The organism is Bradyrhizobium tropiciagri, from assembly GCF_001189845.1.
Classification (GTDB): Bacteria; Pseudomonadota; Alphaproteobacteria; order Rhizobiales; family Xanthobacteraceae; genus Bradyrhizobium; species Bradyrhizobium tropiciagri.
Map to the genome: position 1 here is coordinate 37339 of NZ_LFLZ01000062.1, position 18008 is coordinate 55346.

Annotated in this window: 15 protein-coding genes; all 15 read left to right on the forward strand. The window is 66.0% G+C overall.

Going from position 1 to position 18008, the window contains the following annotated elements; translation table 11 throughout:
* Positions 1–87 precede the first annotated feature (87 nt).
* The 15 genes from AKN84_RS34035 (at position 88) to AKN84_RS34105 (ending at position 17862) form a co-directional block, all read left to right on the forward strand.
* Positions 88–336 (forward strand): DUF6489 family protein, encoded by a 249-nt coding sequence (locus AKN84_RS34035; protein ID WP_050424841.1) that lies wholly within the window; start codon positions 88–90, stop codon positions 334–336.
* Positions 337–344: 8 nt separating this feature from the next.
* Positions 345–1136, forward strand: a complete 792-nt coding sequence (locus AKN84_RS34040) for an alpha/beta hydrolase (RefSeq protein ID WP_050424842.1) — start codon at positions 345–347, stop codon at positions 1134–1136.
* Between the two features lie 53 nt (positions 1137–1189).
* Positions 1190–2740, forward strand: a complete 1551-nt coding sequence (locus AKN84_RS34045; protein ID WP_050424843.1) for a WS/DGAT/MGAT family O-acyltransferase — start codon at positions 1190–1192, stop codon at positions 2738–2740.
* A gap of 11 nt (positions 2741–2751) precedes the next feature.
* Positions 2752–3747 carry an alpha/beta fold hydrolase gene (locus AKN84_RS34050; RefSeq protein ID WP_050424844.1) on the forward strand — a complete coding sequence of 332 codons (996 nt, stop codon included), beginning with the start codon at positions 2752–2754 and terminating at the stop codon, positions 3745–3747.
* Between the two features lie 129 nt (positions 3748–3876).
* Positions 3877–7110, forward strand: coding sequence for a bifunctional cytochrome P450/NADPH--P450 reductase (locus AKN84_RS34055; protein WP_050424845.1), 3234 nt, complete (start codon positions 3877–3879; stop codon positions 7108–7110).
* A 130-nt stretch (positions 7111–7240) separates the two neighbouring features.
* Complete coding sequence (locus tag AKN84_RS34060; protein ID WP_050424846.1) at positions 7241–7915, forward strand: spermidine synthase; 675 nt, start codon at positions 7241–7243, stop codon at positions 7913–7915.
* Positions 7916–8039: 124 nt separating this feature from the next.
* The gene (locus tag AKN84_RS34065) at positions 8040–8927 is read left to right on the forward strand and encodes a helix-turn-helix domain-containing protein (RefSeq protein WP_050424847.1); all 888 of its coding nucleotides are present in this window, start codon (positions 8040–8042) and stop codon (positions 8925–8927) included.
* 170 nt (positions 8928–9097) lie between these two features.
* Positions 9098–10222, forward strand: coding sequence for a maleylacetate reductase (locus tag AKN84_RS34070; RefSeq protein WP_128971410.1), 1125 nt, complete (start codon positions 9098–9100; stop codon positions 10220–10222).
* A gap of 25 nt (positions 10223–10247) precedes the next feature.
* The gene (locus tag AKN84_RS34075) at positions 10248–11150 is read left to right on the forward strand and encodes an intradiol ring-cleavage dioxygenase (RefSeq protein WP_050424849.1); all 903 of its coding nucleotides are present in this window, start codon (positions 10248–10250) and stop codon (positions 11148–11150) included.
* A gap of 35 nt (positions 11151–11185) precedes the next feature.
* Complete coding sequence (locus AKN84_RS34080) at positions 11186–12970, forward strand: FAD-dependent oxidoreductase (protein WP_050424853.1); 1785 nt, start codon at positions 11186–11188, stop codon at positions 12968–12970.
* Between the two features lie 82 nt (positions 12971–13052).
* On the forward strand, positions 13053–14378 hold the full coding sequence (locus tag AKN84_RS34085) for an ABC transporter substrate-binding protein (RefSeq protein ID WP_430649952.1): 1326 nt from the start codon (positions 13053–13055) through the stop codon (positions 14376–14378).
* An 86-nt stretch (positions 14379–14464) separates the two neighbouring features.
* A complete protein-coding gene (locus AKN84_RS34090; protein ID WP_050424850.1) occupies positions 14465–15178 on the forward strand; it encodes an ABC transporter ATP-binding protein in 714 nt (237 codons plus the stop codon).
* Positions 15175–15879 carry an ABC transporter ATP-binding protein gene (locus tag AKN84_RS34095; protein ID WP_050424851.1) on the forward strand — a complete coding sequence of 235 codons (705 nt, stop codon included), beginning with the start codon at positions 15175–15177 and terminating at the stop codon, positions 15877–15879. The genes AKN84_RS34090 and AKN84_RS34095 overlap by 4 nt, the downstream gene beginning before the upstream one ends.
* A 7-nt stretch (positions 15880–15886) precedes the next feature.
* Positions 15887–16753 carry a branched-chain amino acid ABC transporter permease gene (locus tag AKN84_RS34100; protein ID WP_050424852.1) on the forward strand — a complete coding sequence of 289 codons (867 nt, stop codon included), beginning with the start codon at positions 15887–15889 and terminating at the stop codon, positions 16751–16753.
* Positions 16750–17862 (forward strand): branched-chain amino acid ABC transporter permease, encoded by a 1113-nt coding sequence (locus tag AKN84_RS34105; protein WP_244485659.1) that lies wholly within the window; start codon positions 16750–16752, stop codon positions 17860–17862. The genes AKN84_RS34100 and AKN84_RS34105 overlap by 4 nt, the downstream gene beginning before the upstream one ends.
* The last annotated feature ends 146 nt before the right edge of the window (positions 17863–18008 follow it).

Below are 18008 nucleotides of genomic sequence, written 5' to 3' on the forward strand. Positions count from 1 at the left end.
ATGGCTCGCTTGCGCAACGGACCCCGTCCCGGCGATACTGAGCTGGGCCAAGCAGAGCTGGGCCAAGGCGCAGTTGAGGAGGCGGATATGAAAGTCAACGTCGAGATAGATTGCACGCCCCTCGAAGCGCGGCAGTTCTTCGGCCTGCCCGATGTGCAGCCGATGCAGACCGCTGTCATGGACAAGCTGCAACAGCAGATGCTGTCCAACATCGAGAAGATTTCGCCGGAATCGCTGATGCAGAGCTGGTTCACCTTCGATCCCAAGCTCGCCGAGCGCTTCCAGGACATGTTCGTCGCGATGGCCGGCTTCGGCGGCACGAGCAAGAAGAAATAGTGGCCGGTATGGACAGGAGCATTGACGGGACCGAACGCCGGTTGCGCCCACCCAGCCTGTTCCTGATGCTGGCGGAAGCGCGCGGCGTGCTCGAGCTGAATTCGAGCCTCTTGCTGTCGCCTTTGCTGATGCAGGCGCCGAAGGGCGACGGTCATCCGGTGCTTGCGCTGCCGGGCTTCCTCGCCAGCGACCTTTCGATGGCGCCGATGCGGCGCTATCTGAAGGAGCTCGGCTACGACGCCTGTGCCTGGAACATGGGCCGCAATTTCGGTGGGATCTCCAACAGGCGCGCTGCGCTGCGCGACCTGCTGAAGCGGGTCCATGAGGCGTCGGGACGCAAGGTCTCGATCATCGGCTGGAGCCTCGGCGGCGTCTATGCGCGCGACCTGGCGTCGCAGATGCCCGAGCTGGTGCGCTCCATCGTGACGCTGGGCTGCCCGTTCGCCGACGACATCCGCGCCACCAATGCGACGCGGCTCTATGAGCTGCTGTCGGGCGAGGCGGTGGACGACATTCCCGAAATCCGCGCTGCAATTGCCGGCGACATGCCGGTGCCGACCACCTCGATCTATTCCCGCACCGACGGCATCGTGAACTGGCGGACCTCGCGGGTTCGCCCGTCGGAGAGCGCCGAGAACATCGAGGTGCATCTCGCAAGCCACATCGGCCTCGGCGTCAACCCCGCAGCTTTGTGGGCGATCGCGGACCGGCTGGCACAGCCGGAAGGGGAGTTCCGGCATTTTGACCGGTCGGGCCCCTTTGCCATTGCCTACGGGCCGGCAGAACAGGCACTATCCTAACGACGAGAAGCGCCGCCAAGGCGCCCGCGTGAGTTGGCTCTCGGGAGGAGATCATGAGCGACGCCAAGAAGCTGTCCTCGCTGGACGCATCTTTTCTATATCTGGAAACGCCGGAAATGCCGATGCATGTCGGCAGCATGGCGATCTTCCGGCTGCCCGACGGCTACAAGGGCGACTTCTTCGAGGAGTTCAAGGCGATGATCGCCTCGCGGCTGCACATCGCGCCGATCCTCAAGGCGCGGCTGCAGAAGGCGCCGCTCGACATCGACCATCCGTCCTGGGTCGAGGACGACCAGTTCGACATCGACCGTCACATCTTCCGCGCTAGCCTGCCGGCACCGCGCGACCGCGCCACGCTGGAGCGCATCGTCGGCTGGATGCACGCCAAGCTCCTGAACCGCGCCCGTCCGCTCTGGGAGTTCTACGTCTTCGAGGGCATGAAGGACAACGAGATCGGGCTCTATTCCAAGATGCACCACGCCTGCATCGACGGCGGCGCCGGCGCGGCGCTGACCAGCATGATCTACGACCTGACGCCGGTGCCGCGCGAGATCGAGCCGCCCAGCGCAAAGAAGGTCGCGCAGGAGCCGCGCGACATCGCGGCCAATTTGATCGACGCCTATCAGCAGCTGTGGACCCAGCCGTTCGAGGCGGCCGCCGCGGCGCAGAAGAGCCTCGAACTGCCGCGTTCCGGCAAGAGCGACCTCGGCTCGATCCTGTTCGACAACGCCATGTTCCAGATCGAGAGCGCGGTGAAGTTCGCCGGCTCGATGCCGACCGTCATGAAGAGCCTGTCCGACGTCGTCGCCAAGGTCGCCGATCCCCGGTCGCGCGAGAACCTGCAGGCGATGGCCTCGCCGCCGACCATCCTCAACAAGGCGATCTCGTCGGAACGCAGCTTTGCCGGTACCTCGATCTCGCTGTCGCGCGCCAAGGCGCTGGCGAAGGCCTCCGGCGGCAAGCTCAACGACGTCGTGCTGGCGCTCGCCTCCGGCGTGGTGCGGCGCTATCTGATCAGCCAGGGCGCGCTGCCGAACAAGTCGCTGACCGCCGGCGTGCCGATCTCGCTGCGCGAGGAGGGCAATGCCGAATCTAACAACCAGGTGTTCGGCATGATCTGCTCGATCGCAACCGACATCGAGGATCCCAAGAAGCGGCTGGAAACCATCATCGCGCAGTCCACCAAATCCAAGGAGATGTCGCATCCGCTGCGCGCCCTGGTGCCGCAGGTCACCAACATCTCGCTGCTGGGGGCACCGATCCTGGTGCAGATCCTGGCGCTGCTGTACAGCCGCTCCGACCTCTCCAACGTGCTGCCGCCGGCGACCAACATCACGGTCTCGAACGTGCCGGGACCGCGGCAGACGCTGTACGCGGCCGGCGCCGAGCTGCTGCACATCTTCCCGGTTTCGATCTCGACCCACGGCGTCGCGCTCAACATCACCGTTCAGAGCTACCGCGATCAGCTCGATTTCGGCTTCATCGTCGGCGCCAACATCATTCCCCATGTGCAGGTGATGTGTGACATGCTGCCGCTCGAGTTCGATGCACTCGAGGCGGCGTTCGCTCCCCCGCCTGCCGACATCAAGGGCGCGGCCGAATAGGAATTGCCTCAATGATCGACATGCCACCGCTGCAGTTCGCCGAGACGAACGGCATCCGCATGGGGTTTTACGAAGCTGGCCCCAAGACCGACGCGCCGCCCGTGGTGCTGTGCCACGGCTGGCCCGAACTGGCGTTCTCCTGGCGTCACCAGATCAAGGCGCTGGGCGAGGCCGGCATCCGGGTGATTGCACCGGATCAGCGTGGCTATGGCGCGACCGACCGGCCCGAGCCGGTCGAGGCCTACGACATGGAGCACCTGACCGGCGATTTGGTCGGCCTGCTCGATCACCTCAAGATCGACAAGGCGATCTTCGTCGGGCACGACTGGGGCGGTTTCGTCGTCTGGCAGATGCCGCTCAGGCATTCGTCGCGGGTCGCAGGCGTTGTCGGCGTCAACACGCCGCATTGGGACCGCGCGCCTGTCGATCCGATCGCGCTGTTCCGGCAGCGCTTCGGCGAGCACATGTACATCGTCCAGTTCCAGGATCCGGCGCGCGAGCCGGATCGGATTTTCGGCAGCCGGGTCGAGCAGACCTTCGATGCTTTCATGCGCAAGCCGGCGCCGCGTCCCGCGGATGCGCCGCCCGAACAGCCGATCGCGGGCGTCGGGGCGTCGGCCCGGCTCAATCTGGCGTTCCCGCAGATGATCGCGAATTACGACGCCAAGCATGATCCGCGCACGCCGATCCTGTCGGCCGAGGAGAAGAAGGTGTTTGTCGACACCTTCACCAAGACCGGCTTCACCGGCGGCATCAACTGGTATCGCAATTTCACTCGCAACTGGGAACGTTCCGCTGGCCTGGACCACAATGTGCGGGTGCCGTCGCTGATGATCATGGCCGAGAACGATGCGGTGCTGCCGCCTTCGGCCGCCGACGGCATGGAGAGACTGGTGCCGGATCTCGAAAAATATCTGGTCAAGGACAGCGGCCATTGGACGCAGCAGGAAAAGCCTGACGAGGTCAGCGCAAAGCTGATCGAATGGCGCAGGAAACGGTTTGGATAATTCTTCCTGTCATTGCGAGGAGCGAAGCGACGAAGCAATCCATTCTCTCCCCTTGCGGCGCGATGGATTGCTTCGCTTCGCTCGCAATGACGGCGTAGTTCGGGGCAGACACAAGGGGGCACTTCCAACATGGCGTCCGGCAACAGACTGAGCCCGATTCCGCATCCGCCGACGAAGCCGGTGGTCGGCAACATGCTGTCGCTGGATTCGACCGCGCCGGTGCAGCATCTGGTCAAGCTCTCCAAGGAGCTCGGGCCGATCTTCTGGCTCGACATGATGGGCGCGCCGCTCGTGATCGTGTCCGGCCACGACCTGGTCGACGAGCTATCCGACGAGAAGCGCTTCGACAAGGCGGTGCGCGGCTCGCTGCGCCGGGTGCGCGCGGTCGGCGGCGACGGGCTGTTCACCGCCGACACCCGGGAGCCGAACTGGAGCAAGGCGCACAACATCCTGATGCAGCCGTTCGGCAACCGCGCCATGCAGTCGTATCACCCGAGCATGGTCGATATCGCCGAGCAGCTGGTCAAGAAATGGGAGCGGCTCAACGCCGACGAGGAGATCGAGGTCGTCCACGATATGACGGCGCTCACGCTCGACACCATCGGGCTGTGCGGCTTCGACTACCGCTTCAATTCGTTCTACCGCCGCGACTACCACCCGTTCGTGGAGTCGCTGGTGCGCTCGCTCGAAACCATCATGATGACCCGCGGCCTGCCGCTCGAGGGTCTGTGGATGCAGAAGCGGCGCAAGACGCTCGCCGACGACGTCGCCTTCATGAACAAGATGGTCGACGAGATCATCGCCGAGCGCCGCGGCAACACCGACGTGACCGACGACAAGAAGGACATGCTGGCCGCGATGATGACCGGCGTCGACCGCGCCACCGGCGAGCAGCTGGACGACGTCAACATCCGCTACCAGATCAACACCTTCCTGATCGCCGGCCACGAGACCACCTCTGGCCTGTTGTCGTGCACGATCTATGCACTGCTGAAGCATCCCGAGGTGCTGAAGAAGGCCTATGAGGAGGTCGACCGCGTCCTTGGCCCCGACGTCGATGCGCGGCCGACCTATCAGCAGGTGACGCAGCTCACCTACATCACCCAATGCCTGAAGGAAGCGCTGCGGCTGTGGCCGCCGGCGCCGGCCTACGGCATCGCGCCGCTCAACGATGAGACGATCGGCGGGAAGTACAAGCTGAAGAAGAACACCTTCATCACCATCCTGGTGATGGCGCTGCACCGCGATCCCGCTGTCTGGGGGCCGAACCCCGACGTGTTCGATCCCGAGAATTTCAGCCGCGAGGCCGAGGCCAAACGCCCGATCAATGCCTGGAAGCCGTTCGGCAACGGCCAGCGCGCCTGCATCGGCCGCGGCTTTGCCATGCACGAGGCGGCGCTGGCGATCGGGATGATCCTGCAGCGCTTCAAGCTGCTCGACGTGCATCGCTACCAGATGCATCTGAAGGAGACGCTGACCGTCAAGCCCGACGGCTTCAGGATCAAGGTGCGGCCGCGCGACGACAGGGATCGCGGCGCGTTTGCCGGCAGCACGGGCGCCGTTGCGGCTGCGCCGAAGCCGCCGCGCGCGCCGACCACGCGCCCGGGCCACAACACGCCGATGCTGGTGCTCTACGGCTCCAACCTCGGCTCGGCCGAGGAGTTGGCGACCCGCATGGCTGACTTGTCCGAGATCAACGGCTTCGCCACCCGGCTGGGCCCGCTAGACGATTATGTCGGCAAGCTGCCAGAGGAGGGTGGCGTGCTGATCATCTGCGCCTCCTACAATGGCGCCGCGCCCGACAATGCCACGCAGTTCGTCAAATGGCTGGAGAGCGACCTGCCGAAGGATGCCTTTGCCAAGGTGCGCTACGCCGTGTTCGGCTGCGGCAACAGCGATTGGGCGGCGACCTACCAGTCGGTGCCGCGCTTGATCGACGAGCAGCTGACCAAACATGGTGCGCGTGCGGTCTATCCGCGCGGCGAGGGCGATGCGCGCAGCGATCTCGACGGCCAGTTCCAGAAATGGTTCCCGGAGGCGGCGAAGGTCGCGACCAAGGAATTCGGCATCGACTGGAATTTCACCCGCACCGCTGAGGACGAGCCGCTTTATGCGATCGAGCCGGTGGCGCAGGGCGCGGTCAACACCATCGTGACGCAGGGCGGCGCGGTGCCGATGAAGGTGCTCGCCAACAACGAGCTGCAGACCAAGGAAGGCGCCCATCCGTCGGAGCGCTCGACCCGGCACATCGAGGTCGAGCTGCCGGCCAGCCTGAAATATCGCGTCGGCGATCATCTCAGCGTGGTGCCGCGCAACGATCCGACCCTGGTCGATTCCGTTGCGCGCCGGTTCGGCTTCCTGCCGGCCGATCAGATCCGCCTGCAGGTCTCGGAAGGCCGCCGCGCGCAATTGCCGGTCGGCAACGCCGTGTCGGTCGGGCGGCTGCTCACCGAGTTCGTCGAGTTGCAGCAGGTCGCGACCCGCAAGCAGATCCAGATCATGTCCGAGCACACCCGCTGCCCGGTGACCAAGCCGAAGCTGATGGCCTATGTCGGCGACGACGACGCCTCGGCCGGGCGCTATCGCACCGAGGTGCTGGCCAAGCGCAAATCGGTGTTCGACCTGCTCGAGGAATATCCGGCCTGCGAGCTGCCGTTCCACCTTTACCTCGAAATGCTGTCGCTGCTGGCGCCGCGTTATTACTCGATCTCGTCGTCTCCGGCCGGCGAGGCGCAGCGCTGCAGCGTCACCGTTGGCGTCGTCGAGGCGCCGGCAAGCTCGGGCCGCGGCATCTACAAGGGCGTCTGCTCCAACTATCTGGCGCGCCGCAGAGCCGGCGACACCGTCCACGCCACCATCAAGGAGACCAAGGCCGGCTTCCGCCTGCCCGACGACAACGCCGTGCCGATCATCATGATCGGGCCGGGCACCGGGCTCGCACCGTTCCGCGGCTTCCTGCAGGAGCGCGCCGCGCGCAGGGCGCAGGGCGCGACGCTCGGCCCCGCGATGCTGTTCTTCGGCTGCCGCCATCCGGAGCAGGACTTCATCTATGCGGACGAGCTGAAGGCGTTCGCCGCCGACGGCACCAGTGAGCTCTTCACCGCGTTCTCGCGCGCAGACGGCCCGAAGACCTATGTGCAGCATCTCGTCGCCGCGCAGAAGGACAGGGTCTGGGAGCTGATCCAGAAGGGCGCGATCGTCTATGTCTGCGGCGACGGCGGCAAGATGGAGCCCGACGTCAAGGCGACGTTGATGTCGATCTACCGCGAGCGCACCGGCACTGATGCCGATGCCGCCGCGCGCTGGATCGAGGAGATGGGCACAGGGAATCGCTACGTGCTCGACGTCTGGGCTGGCGGCTAGTTTCCCGCCTTCGTAGCCCGGATGGAGCGAAGCGAAATCCGGGGCCTTGCGAGTGGCGGGAGGTTTCCCGGATTGCGCTTCGCTCCATCCGGGCTACGGCGAGGCTGCCTGCCATGCTACAAGCCGCCGCATGATTCCCTGGGAAAAGATCGATACCGCGCGGATTCCCGGCACTGAGGGTGAATTGCGTCTGATGCGGCGCGGCCGCGAATTCTCGATCATGCTCGGCACCAACGAGCTGATGAACAGCCGCCTGTCGGGCTCGGAAGAGGCGCTGGCGACGCTCGCGGCGAGGAAGATCGAGAAGGTCGCAAAGCCGCATTTCCTCATCGGCGGCCTCGGCATGGGCTTTACGCTAAGGGCGGCGCTCGCCGTGCTCGGAGCGGATGCGCAGATCATCGTGGCCGAACTGGTGCCGGCGGTCGTCGCCTGGGCACGAGGCCCGATGGCCGAGATCTTCGGCGACAGCTTGAACGATCCGCGCGTGCGCATCGAGGAGGCCGATGTTGCTGACGTGATCGCGCGCCATCCGCGCAGCTTCGATGCCATTCTCCTCGATGTCGATAACGGCCCGGAGGGGCTGACCCGCAAGGCCAACGACGCGCTGTACGACGTCTCCGGCCTCAAGCTCGCAAACGCCGCGTTGCGGCGTGACGGCGTGCTCGCCGTCTGGTCGTCAGGTCCGAATGCCAGGTTCCCGAAATCGCTGTCCCGGGCCGGGTTCGCCGTCAACGAGATTGCCGTCCGTGCCACGGGACGTGGCCGCGGCGTCCGCCACGTGATCTGGCTTGCGGTCAAGGAATAGAAGCCCAGCTATTGCGACGCAGCAACGCCGCCGCGGAGAGCCGCCGGTTCGATTGTGTTGAAAATCCATGGCCGTTGGGTTTCACTCGACCGGCACGTGAAGCCTCGAGCCCTTGGACTGCCGGATGCAGGCGACGTCGAATTTTGGGGTGCAGGAGACGCACGGGATCCTGAACCGCTTCCAGGCCGATTTCCGCGGCTCGAGCGAAGGGCTCGGCTGGTCGTCTGCGTTTGCCTCGGTTCAGCGCGAACGGCCGTTTGACGGGCATTTCCACGCGCTGTCAGACAATCTGATGGTGCTGCACCGCGGCGGTCCGGTCGACATCACCTATGTGATGGACGGTAAGTCGGTCGCCCGGCAGATTCCGCGCGGCGGCGTGTTCTTCCTGCCGGCCGGGCACACCTGCAACGTGGTTTTGCGTGAGGCGCTGGAATCCACCCACATCTATCTGCGGTCGGACCTGTTCGCCGGCCAGGACGGGGCGTCCAGCCTGATCGGCGGGCTGGCGCCGATGTTCGGCGATCAGGACGCCGTGCTGGAGCATCTCGCCGCGGCGATCGGCGAGACCATCACCGGCGGCCTGCCGGCCTCGTCGCTGTTCGTCGATCCGATCGCCCGGGCGATCGCCAACCGCTTTGTCGCGATCAATTTCCACAAGCCGAGCGTCGAGGCGGGCAAGCATCCGAACCTGCTCAGCAACAGGCAGATGGCGCGGATCCGCGAATTCGTCGACGCCAATCTCGATACCGACATCCGGCTCGACCAGCTGGCCGAGCTGTGCGGCCGCAGCACCGAATATTTCGTGCGCCTGTTCAAGGCGACCAGCGGCGTCTCGCCCTACCAATACGTCCTCAACCTGCGCATCGAGCGCGCCAGGGCACTGCTTGCCGACGAGACGCAGAGCCTCGCCGACATCGCGTTGGCCTGCGGCTTCTCGCATCAGGAGCATTTTACGCGGATGTTCCGCCGGTTCACCGGCGTAACGCCGGGGCGCTACCGGCGCAGCCATTAGCGCGTAGCGGGCGGGGGCAGGCGAGGGCGCTGCCCGCCGCATCCCGCCTGACGATTTTTCCGGTTTTGTGCAGATTCTCTCCGGTTTCGTGCAGGCCCGCGACCGCCGCCTGCCGCTAGCTTTCTCCCAACAAAGCGAAATGTGCCGGTCCGCCGGCTGGGAGAAATGCCATGAGCATCGCAGCGTCCGATGCCGTACGTCCGCCGATAGTGGGGGCCGGAGATGCCGGCCAGGGCGCCTTTGCCTATTGCTCGCAGCAATATCGCGTGGTGTTCGGCGCCGGCACCTCGGTGCGGCTTGGCGAGGAGGCGGAGCGCCTCGGCATCAAGCGGGCGCTGGTGCTGACCACCCCCGAGCAGCAGGATCTCGGACGCCGGCTTGGCGCCGGCCTCGGCGACCGGCTCGCAGGGTTGTTTGCCGGCGCGCGCATGCATACGCCGGTCGAGGTCACCAACGAAGCGCTTCGCATCGTTGAATCCCGCGACATCGACGGCTTGGTTGCGATCGGTGGCGGCTCGACGGTCGGGCTCGGCAAGGCGCTGTCGCTGCGCACCGGGCTGCCGCACATCGCGATGCCGACCACCTATGCCGGCTCGGAGATGACGCCGATCCTGGGCGAAACCACGAACGGCATCAAGACCACGCAGCAGTCCCAGGATCTGGTCCCCGACACCGTCATCTACGATTTCGATCTCACCGTCAGCCTGCCGCCGCATGTCTCCGCCGCCAGCGGCCTCAACGCGATCGCCCACGCCGTCGAGGCGCTGTATGCGCCCGACGCCAATCCGCTGACCTCGCTGATGGCGGAGGACGGCATCGCAGCGCTCGCCCGCGCGCTGCCGCGCATCATGACTGAGCCCTCCGATCCCGGTGCGCGGCGCGATGCACTCTACGGCGCCTGGCTGTGCGGCGTCTGCCTCGGCGCGGTCGGGATGTCGCTGCACCACAAGCTCTGCCACGTGCTGGGCGGCATGTTCAACCTGCCGCACGCCGAAACCCACGCGATCGTGCTGCCGCATGCCGCCGCCTACAATGCCGCCGCCGCGCCCGAGGCGATGACCCGGATTGCGCGCGCGTTGCGCACGGATGATGCGCCGCAAGGGCTATTCGAGCTCGCGCGCCGGCTCGCGCTGCCGCGCCGGCTGGCCGACATCGGCATGCCCGAGGACGGCATCGCGCGCGCCGCCGAGATGGCGGTGCGCAGCCCCTATGCCAATCCAAGACCTGTGGAGCGCGTCGCGATCCAGGACCTGATCGCGGCGGCTTGGCGCGGCGACGCGCCCGCGCGGCACTGACATCTCAAGATCAAGGACAAACACGATGGCCAATTTCAACGAGCATGACCTCACCGACGAGGTGATCCGCAGCTTCGCCAATACGCCGAACAAGCGGCTGAAATTCCTCATCGAGGAGACAGTCAAGGCGCTGCATGATCTGGTGCGCCGCACCGAGCTCACCTTCGAGGAATGGAATCAGGCGATCGAATTCCTGACCCGCACCGGGCAGACCTGCACGCCGCTGCGCCAGGAGTTCATCCTGCTCTCCGACGTGCTCGGCGTCTCGATGCTGGTCGACGCCGTCAATCACCGCGAGCGCGAGGGCGCGACCGAGACCACGGTGCTGGGCCCCTTCTACGTTGGCGAGCACCGCGTCACGCCGCACGGCGCCAATATCTCCGAAGGCATCGACGGCGAGGTGATGTTCGTGCAGAGCCGCGTCACCGACCTTGCCGGCAAGCCGCTCGCCGGTGCCGAGATCGATGTCTGGCACGCCGATGACGACGGCTTCTACGATTCGCAGAAGGCGGACTATGCCGCGCACGGCCCATCGCTGCGCGCGCGCTTCGTCACCGATGCCGACGGTCGCTTCTCATTCCGCACCATCCTGCCGTGCAGCTATCCGATCCCGACCGACGGCCCGGTCGGCGATCTGATCACCGCCACGAAACGCCATCCGATGCGCCCTGCGCATGTGCATTTCCTGGTCAAGGCCGAGGGCTACGAGCCGCTGATCACCCACGTCTTCCTCGACGGCGACGACTATCTGCGCAGCGACGTGGTGTTCGGCGTCAAGGACGAGCTGATCGCACGCGTCGAGCCGAAGAGCGAGCCAATGCTGCCGAACGGCGAGCGGGTGTCCAGCCCGTGGCACCTGATGACCTACGACTTCCAGATGAAGCCCGGCGCAGGCCTGGTGCCGCAGCCGATGATGGCCGCGGAATGACGATCACAACCAACAACACGACCAAGGAGAGGACCATGACCAGCAAACCTGTTGAGACCGACGTGCTTGTCGTCGGCAGTGGCCCGGCCGGCGCGACGGCGGCGGCGCTGCTCGGCATGTACGGCGTCAAGCACATCCTGGTGACCAAATATGGCTGGCTGGCCGATACGCCGCGCGCCCACATCACCAACCAGCGTGCGATGGAGGTGCTGCGCGATCTCGGCCTCGAGGAGAAGGCGGTGGCGCAGGCGGTGCCGCAGCATCTGATGGCCAACAACGTGTTCTGCGAAAGCCTCGCCGGCGAGGAATTCGGCCGACTTTATTCCTGGGGCAACCATCCCTCGCGCAAGGCGGACTATGACCTCGCCAGTCCGGCGCGGATCTGCGACCTGCCGCAGAATTTCCTCGAGCCGATCCTGATCGAGGCCGCCGGCCAGCGCGGCACCTCGCTGTGCTTCAACACCGAGTTCGTCGACCTGGTGCAGGATGCCGACGGCGTCACCGCGACGGTGAAGGATCGCCTGTCCGGCGAGACCTATCAGATCCGCGCCAAATATCTGATCGGCGCCGATGGCGGCCGCAGCCGGGTCGCCGAAGTGATCGGGCTGCCGATGGAGGGCCAGATGGGCCGCGCCGGCAGCATGAACATCATCGTGCAGGCCGATTTGAGCAAATACGTCGCGCACCGGCCGAGCGTGCTGTACTGGGTGCTGCAGCCGGGCGCCGAGATCGGCGGCATCGGCGCCGGCCTGATCCGCATGGTGCGGCCGTGGAACGAATGGCTGATCATCTGGGGCTACGACATCGAGCAGGGCGAGCGCAAGCTCAGCAATGACGAGGCGATCTCGATCGTGCGCAACCTGGTCGGCGACGAGACGCTCGAGGTCAAGGTCCGCTCGACCTCGACCTGGACCGTGAACGAGATGTATGCCGGCCACTATTCGTCAGGCCGGGTGTTCTGCGTCGGCGATGCCGTGCACCGCCATCCGCCGACCAACGGGCTCGGCTCCAACACCTCGATCCAGGATGCCTACAATCTTTGCTGGAAGCTGAAGCTGGTGCTCGAGGGCCACGCGGCGCCGTCGCTGCTCGAGACCTATTCTGCCGAACGCCAGCCGGTCGGCAAGCAGATCGTGGCCCGCGCCAACAAGAGCATCGGCGACTTCCCGCCGATCTTCGAGGCAGTGGGGCTCGTCGCCTCGACCGATCCCGCGGAAGCGCGCAAGGCGATCGCCGCGCGCAAGGCGCCGACTGCGGAAGGCAAAGCGCGCCGCAAGAAGCTCTATGAGGCGATCGCCAACAAGAGCTACGAGTTCAACTGCCATGGCGTCGAGCTGAACCAGCGCTATGGGTCGACCGCGGTCGTCTCCGACGGCACGCCGATGCCGGCCTTCACCCGGGATCACGAACTGTATTATCAGGCCACCACCTGGCCCGGCGCGCATCTGCCGCATGTCTGGGTCGAGCATCAGGGCGAGCGCAAGTCGACGCTCGATCTCACCGGCAAGGGCCGCTTCACGCTGCTCACCGGGATCGGTGGCGATGGCTGGAAGACGGCCGCAGCCGCGGTCGAGAAGGCCTACGGCCTGCCGGTCGACGTCGTGACGATCGGCCCGCAGGGCTGCGATGCGCTCGACATCTATGCCGACTGGTATCGCCAGAGCGAGGTGGACGAGGACGGCTGCGTGCTGGTGCGTCCCGACATGTATGTCGCCTGGCGCGCCAGGGAGGCGGCGGCCAATGCCAGCGATGTGCTGCTGGAAGTGTTTGGCCAGATCCTCGGCCGCAGCGCGCAAGCGAAGTCCGTCGCCGCCGCGTGATGCGGCGCGACGCCGGCAATCCTTTTTCAGAACGAAATGAACGACAGCCGGCATGCGACCGGCTTGCCTCAAGGAGGGGAAAATGAGCAAGGACGAATTGAACGTCATGTCTTTCGATCGCCGCCGCGTGCTGCAGGGCATCGCCGGTGGTTTCGCCGCCGCAGGTAGCACGACGTTGTTCGCGCCGGCCGCGCGTGCCGCCAACAAGCCGATCAAGATCGGCTATGTCTCGCCCAAGAGCGGACCGCTCGCGGCCTTCGCCGAGGCCGACGACTTCGTGCTCGGTGAATTCCGGAAATTCATCAAGGATGGCGTCAAGGTCGGATCGCAGACCTATCCGGTCGAGGTGGTGACGAAAGACAGCCAGTCGAATCCGAACCGCGCCGCTGAAGTCGCCAAGGAGCTGATCACCCGCGACAATGTCAGCCTGATCGTGGTCGGCGCCACGCCCGAGACCAATAATCCGGTGGCGACGCAGTGCGAACTCGAGCAGGTGCCGTGCATCTCCTCCGTGGCGCCGTGGCAAACCAACTTCATCGGCCGGCAGGCCAATCCCGGCGATCCCAAGAGCTGGAAGCCGTTCGACTACACGTTCCACTACTTCTGGGGCCTGGAGGACGTGATCGGCGTCTTCACCGGCATGTGGAGCCAGGTCGCGACCAACAAATCGGTCGGCGCGCTGTTTCCGAACGATGCCGACGGCAACGCATGGGGCGACATCACGATCGGCTTCCCGCCCGTGATGGCCAAGCAGGGTTTCAAGCTCACCGATCCCGGCCGCTTCCAGAACCTCACCGATGACTTCAGTTCGCAGATCGCGGCATTTCGTGGCGCCGATGCCGAGATCATCACCGGCGTGATCATCCCGCCCGATTTCACCACCTTCTGGAACCAGTCGCGGCAGAAGGGACTGAAGCCGAAAGTCGTGTCGGTCGCCAAGGCGCTGCTGTTTCCGGCGTCGGTGCAGGCGCTCGGCAAGGGCGGCAACAACATCTCGACCGAGGTGTGGTGGACGCCGACCCATCCCTACAAATCGAGCCTCAGCGGCGTCAGCGCCGCCGATCTCGCCAAGGGCTATGAGCAGGCCTCCAGCAAGCAATGGACCCAGCCGATCGGCTTCGTGCATTCGCTGTTCGAGGTTGCGATCGACGCCATCAAGCGCTCCGGCGATCCGAGCGACGGCGCGGCGCTGGCGAAGGCGATCGGCGCCACCAAGCTCGATACCATCGTGGGCCAGGTCGCGTTCGGCTCCAGCGCCGTGCCGCCGTTCGCCGCCAAGAACATCGCCAAGACGCCGCTGGTCGGCGGCCAATGGCGGCTCAATGGCGACAGATACGACATGGTGATCACGGACAACAGACTGGCGCCGCAGATCCCGCTCGGCGGCGACATGCAGGCGTTGAGCTAGCGAGCGCGTCGCAGGCAAATGGTCGATCGAGGATGCGCGGAACGTCCGCGCATCTTCTCCCAGCGGATCCATCCGGTGAGCGAAACATGCTCGAACTCCATTCCGTCTCGAAAAGGTTCGGTGCCATTGTCGTTGCCGATGCCATCGACCTGACCCTTTCGTCCGGCGAGGCGCTCGGCGTGATCGGTCCGAACGGCGCCGGCAAGTCGACGCTGTTCAACCTGATCACCGGGCTGCTGCGTCCGGACGCTGGCCGCATCGTCCTCGATGGCGTCGACATCACGGGTCTCTCGCCCGAGGCACGCTGCCGTGCCGGGATCGGCCGTTCATTCCAGATTCCGCAGCCGTTCGATCACCTGTCGGTGTTCGAGAATCTAGCCGTCGCCGCCATGTTCGGCGGCGGACTGTCGGAGGCGGATGCGGTCCAGCATTCTGGCCGCATGCTTGATCTGACCGGCCTCGAGGCCAAGGCCAACCGGCTTGCAGGCAGCCTGCCGTTGCTCGATCGCAAGCGGCTCGAGTTGGCGCGGGCGCTCGCCACCAGGCCGCGTACGCTGCTGCTCGACGAGATCGCAGGCGGCCTCACCGACGCCGAGTGCCATGAATTGGTCGAAACCATCCGCACCATCCACGCCGAAGGTGTCGGCATCATCTGGATCGAGCATGTGGTGCATGCGCTGCTGGCCGTGGTGCAGCGGCTGGTCGTGCTGAACTTCGGCAAGGTCGTCGCGCAGGGCGTGCCCGCCGAGGTGATGCGCTCGCGCGAGGTCGAGACCATCTACATGGGAGTGCCGGCATGACTGCGCTGCTCAATGTCACAGCGCTCGATGCGTTCTATGGCGACTTCCAGGCGCTGTTCGGCATCGATTTCGAATTGGCGAAGGGCGAGGCGGTCGCGGTGATCGGCGCCAATGGCGCCGGCAAGTCGACCATGCTGAAGTCGCTCGCGGGTCTCGTGAAGAACCGCTCCGATGCCATCCGCCTCGGCGGGCGGGCGATCGGCGATGCGTCCGCTGCCAGCATTGTGCGGCTCGGGCTTGCACTGGTCCCCGAGGGCCGCCAGCTGTTTCCCTCGCTCAGTGTCGAGGAGAACCTCCTGATCGGCGCCTATGGCGGCGAACGCAGCGCTCCCTGGGATCTCGCCGCGGTCTACCGGATGTTTCCGGTGCTGAAAGAACGCCGGCGCGGCGCCGTCACAGCGCTGTCGGGCGGCCAGCAGCAGATGGTGGCGATCGGCCGCGCGCTGATGTCGAACCCACAGGTGCTGCTGTGCGACGAGATCAGCCTCGGCCTCGCGCCGATCGTGGTGGAGGACATCTACCGCATGCTGCCGCAGATCCGGGCCGGCGGCACCGCGGTCGTGCTGGTCGAGCAGGACATCGCCCGCGCGCTGCGGGCGGCCGACCGCTTCTATTGCCTGCAGGAAGGTCGGGTGACGCTGAGTGGACGGCCGAAGGACGTGGATCAGGACACGATCCGCGCGGCCTATTTCGGAGCATGAGGGAGCGATGAGCGGATTCGACACCATCATCGAAGGCGTGCTGCTCGGCGGCGTCTATGCGCTGTTCGCGCTCGGCCTGTCGCTGATCTTCGGCATCATGCGCCTGGTCAATCTGGCGCATGGCGATCTGATCCTGCTCGCCGCCAATCTGGTGCTCAGCGCCACCACCGCGCTCGGCCTGCCGCTCGCGGCCGCATCCCTGCTGATCGTCGCTGTCATGTTCGCGCTCGGCTTCGTGCTGCAGCGGCTGGTGCTGGAGCGCGTGCTCGGCGACGACATCCTGCCGCCGCTGCTCGTCACCTTCGGCCTGTCGATCGTGATCCAGAACGGGCTGCTGCTCGGCTATGGCGCGGACAGCCGCCGGCTGCAGGCCGGCGCGTTCGAATCCTCGTCGGTGACGCTGGCGCCTGGCCTCAGCGTTGGCCTCGCGCCGCTGGCGGCGCTGGTGACGGCGATCGTCGCCGTCGCTCTGCTCCAGCTGATCTTCTATCGCACCTCGCTCGGCCGCGCCTTCCGCGCCACTGCCGACAATCCCGCGATCGCGCAATTGATGGGGGTCAACGAGCGCAATGTCTATGCGATCGCGGTCGGGCTCTCGCTCGCGGTCTCGGTGATCGCCGCAATCGTGTTCGGCATCCGCGCCAGCTTCGATCCGTCGATCGGTCCGGCGCGGCTGCTCTATGCGTTCGAGGCCGTGATCATCGGCGGCCTCGGCAGCCTGTGGGGCACGCTGGCCGGCGGCATCGTGCTCGGGCTCGCGCAGGCGATCGGCGGGCGGATCAATCCGGAGTGGCAGATCCTCGCCGGTCATCTCACCTTTCTTGCCGTGCTGATGGTACGGCCGCGCGGTCTCTTTCCGGCGAGGCGGGCATGAGCGTCGAGAGCATCGATATGCCGGCTGGCCGGGAGCAGTGCCCGGCAGATGTGCCGGTGTGGCAAATCCGGGTCGGCACGCGCCTGTCGCGCATCGCGGCCGTGGCCGGCATCGCGCTGGTGGTGGTGCTTGCCGCGCTGCCCGCGATTGCGTCGCGCAACCTGATCCAGGATCTGATCTTCGTCTTCACCATGCTGACGCTGGCGCAGCTCTGGAACGTGCTGGCCGGGTGGGGCGGGCTGGTGTCGGTCGGGCAGCAGGCGTTTGTCGGGCTCGGCGCCTATGCGCTGTTCGCGGGCATCGTGATGGCCGGGCTCGATCCCGTTGCGGCGATCCCGCTGGCCGGGCTGTTCGCGGCGCTGATCGCGGCGCTGCTCGGGCCGCTGCTGTTCCGGCTCGAGGGGCCGTATTTCGCGATCGGCAGCTGGGTCGCCGCCGAAGCGCTGCGGCTGATCTGCGCGCAGTTCAAGTCGCTCGGCGGCGGCACCGGGATGTCGATCTCGCCCGGCGAACTGTCGCAGATGTTCGGGCTGAAGGCGGTGCAGGCGTTGCTCGGTCTGCGCCCGGCGGCGGCGCGCGACGTGCTGGTCTACTGGCTGGCGCTGCTGCTCGCCGTGCTGGTCACGCTCGGCATTTACGCTTTCATCCGCTCGCGCCACGGTCTTGCGCTGGCGGCCAGCCGTGACAATGCGGCGGCGGCGCGCAGCGTCGGCGTCCGCACCGCGCGGATCCGCCATCTGCTGTGGATCGCGGTCGCCTTCGCCACCGGCATGGTCGGCGCGGTGGTCTATCTGCAGAAGGCGCGCATCTCGCCCGATGCCGCCTTCAGCGTCACCGACTGGACCGCCTATGTGATCTTCATCGTCGTGATCGGCGGCGTGCGCACCATCGAAGGCCCGATGGTCGGCGTGCTCCTGCTCTGGGGGCTTGTCACATATCTCGCCCAGTATGGCAGCCTCTATCTCGTCGTGCTCGGCACGCTCGCCATCCTGATCATGCTGTTCATGCCGCGAGGGGTGTGGGGCGCGCGGCCCGCCGCTGGCAATGGCAGCTGTTCCCGACCCAGCGCTGGCTCGGCCGAACTTCTGGCGCGAGCGAAAGCCCGATGAGATTAGGCTGAGCCGGAACGGCGTCGAAAGTTGACCTCTCCCTTTGGGAGAGGTCGATTTGCGTAGCAAATCGGGTGAGGGGTCCCGGTGTATCGAGAGAGCAAGAGTCACCGACCTCGGATCTCCTTACGCCAAACTTCCCGACC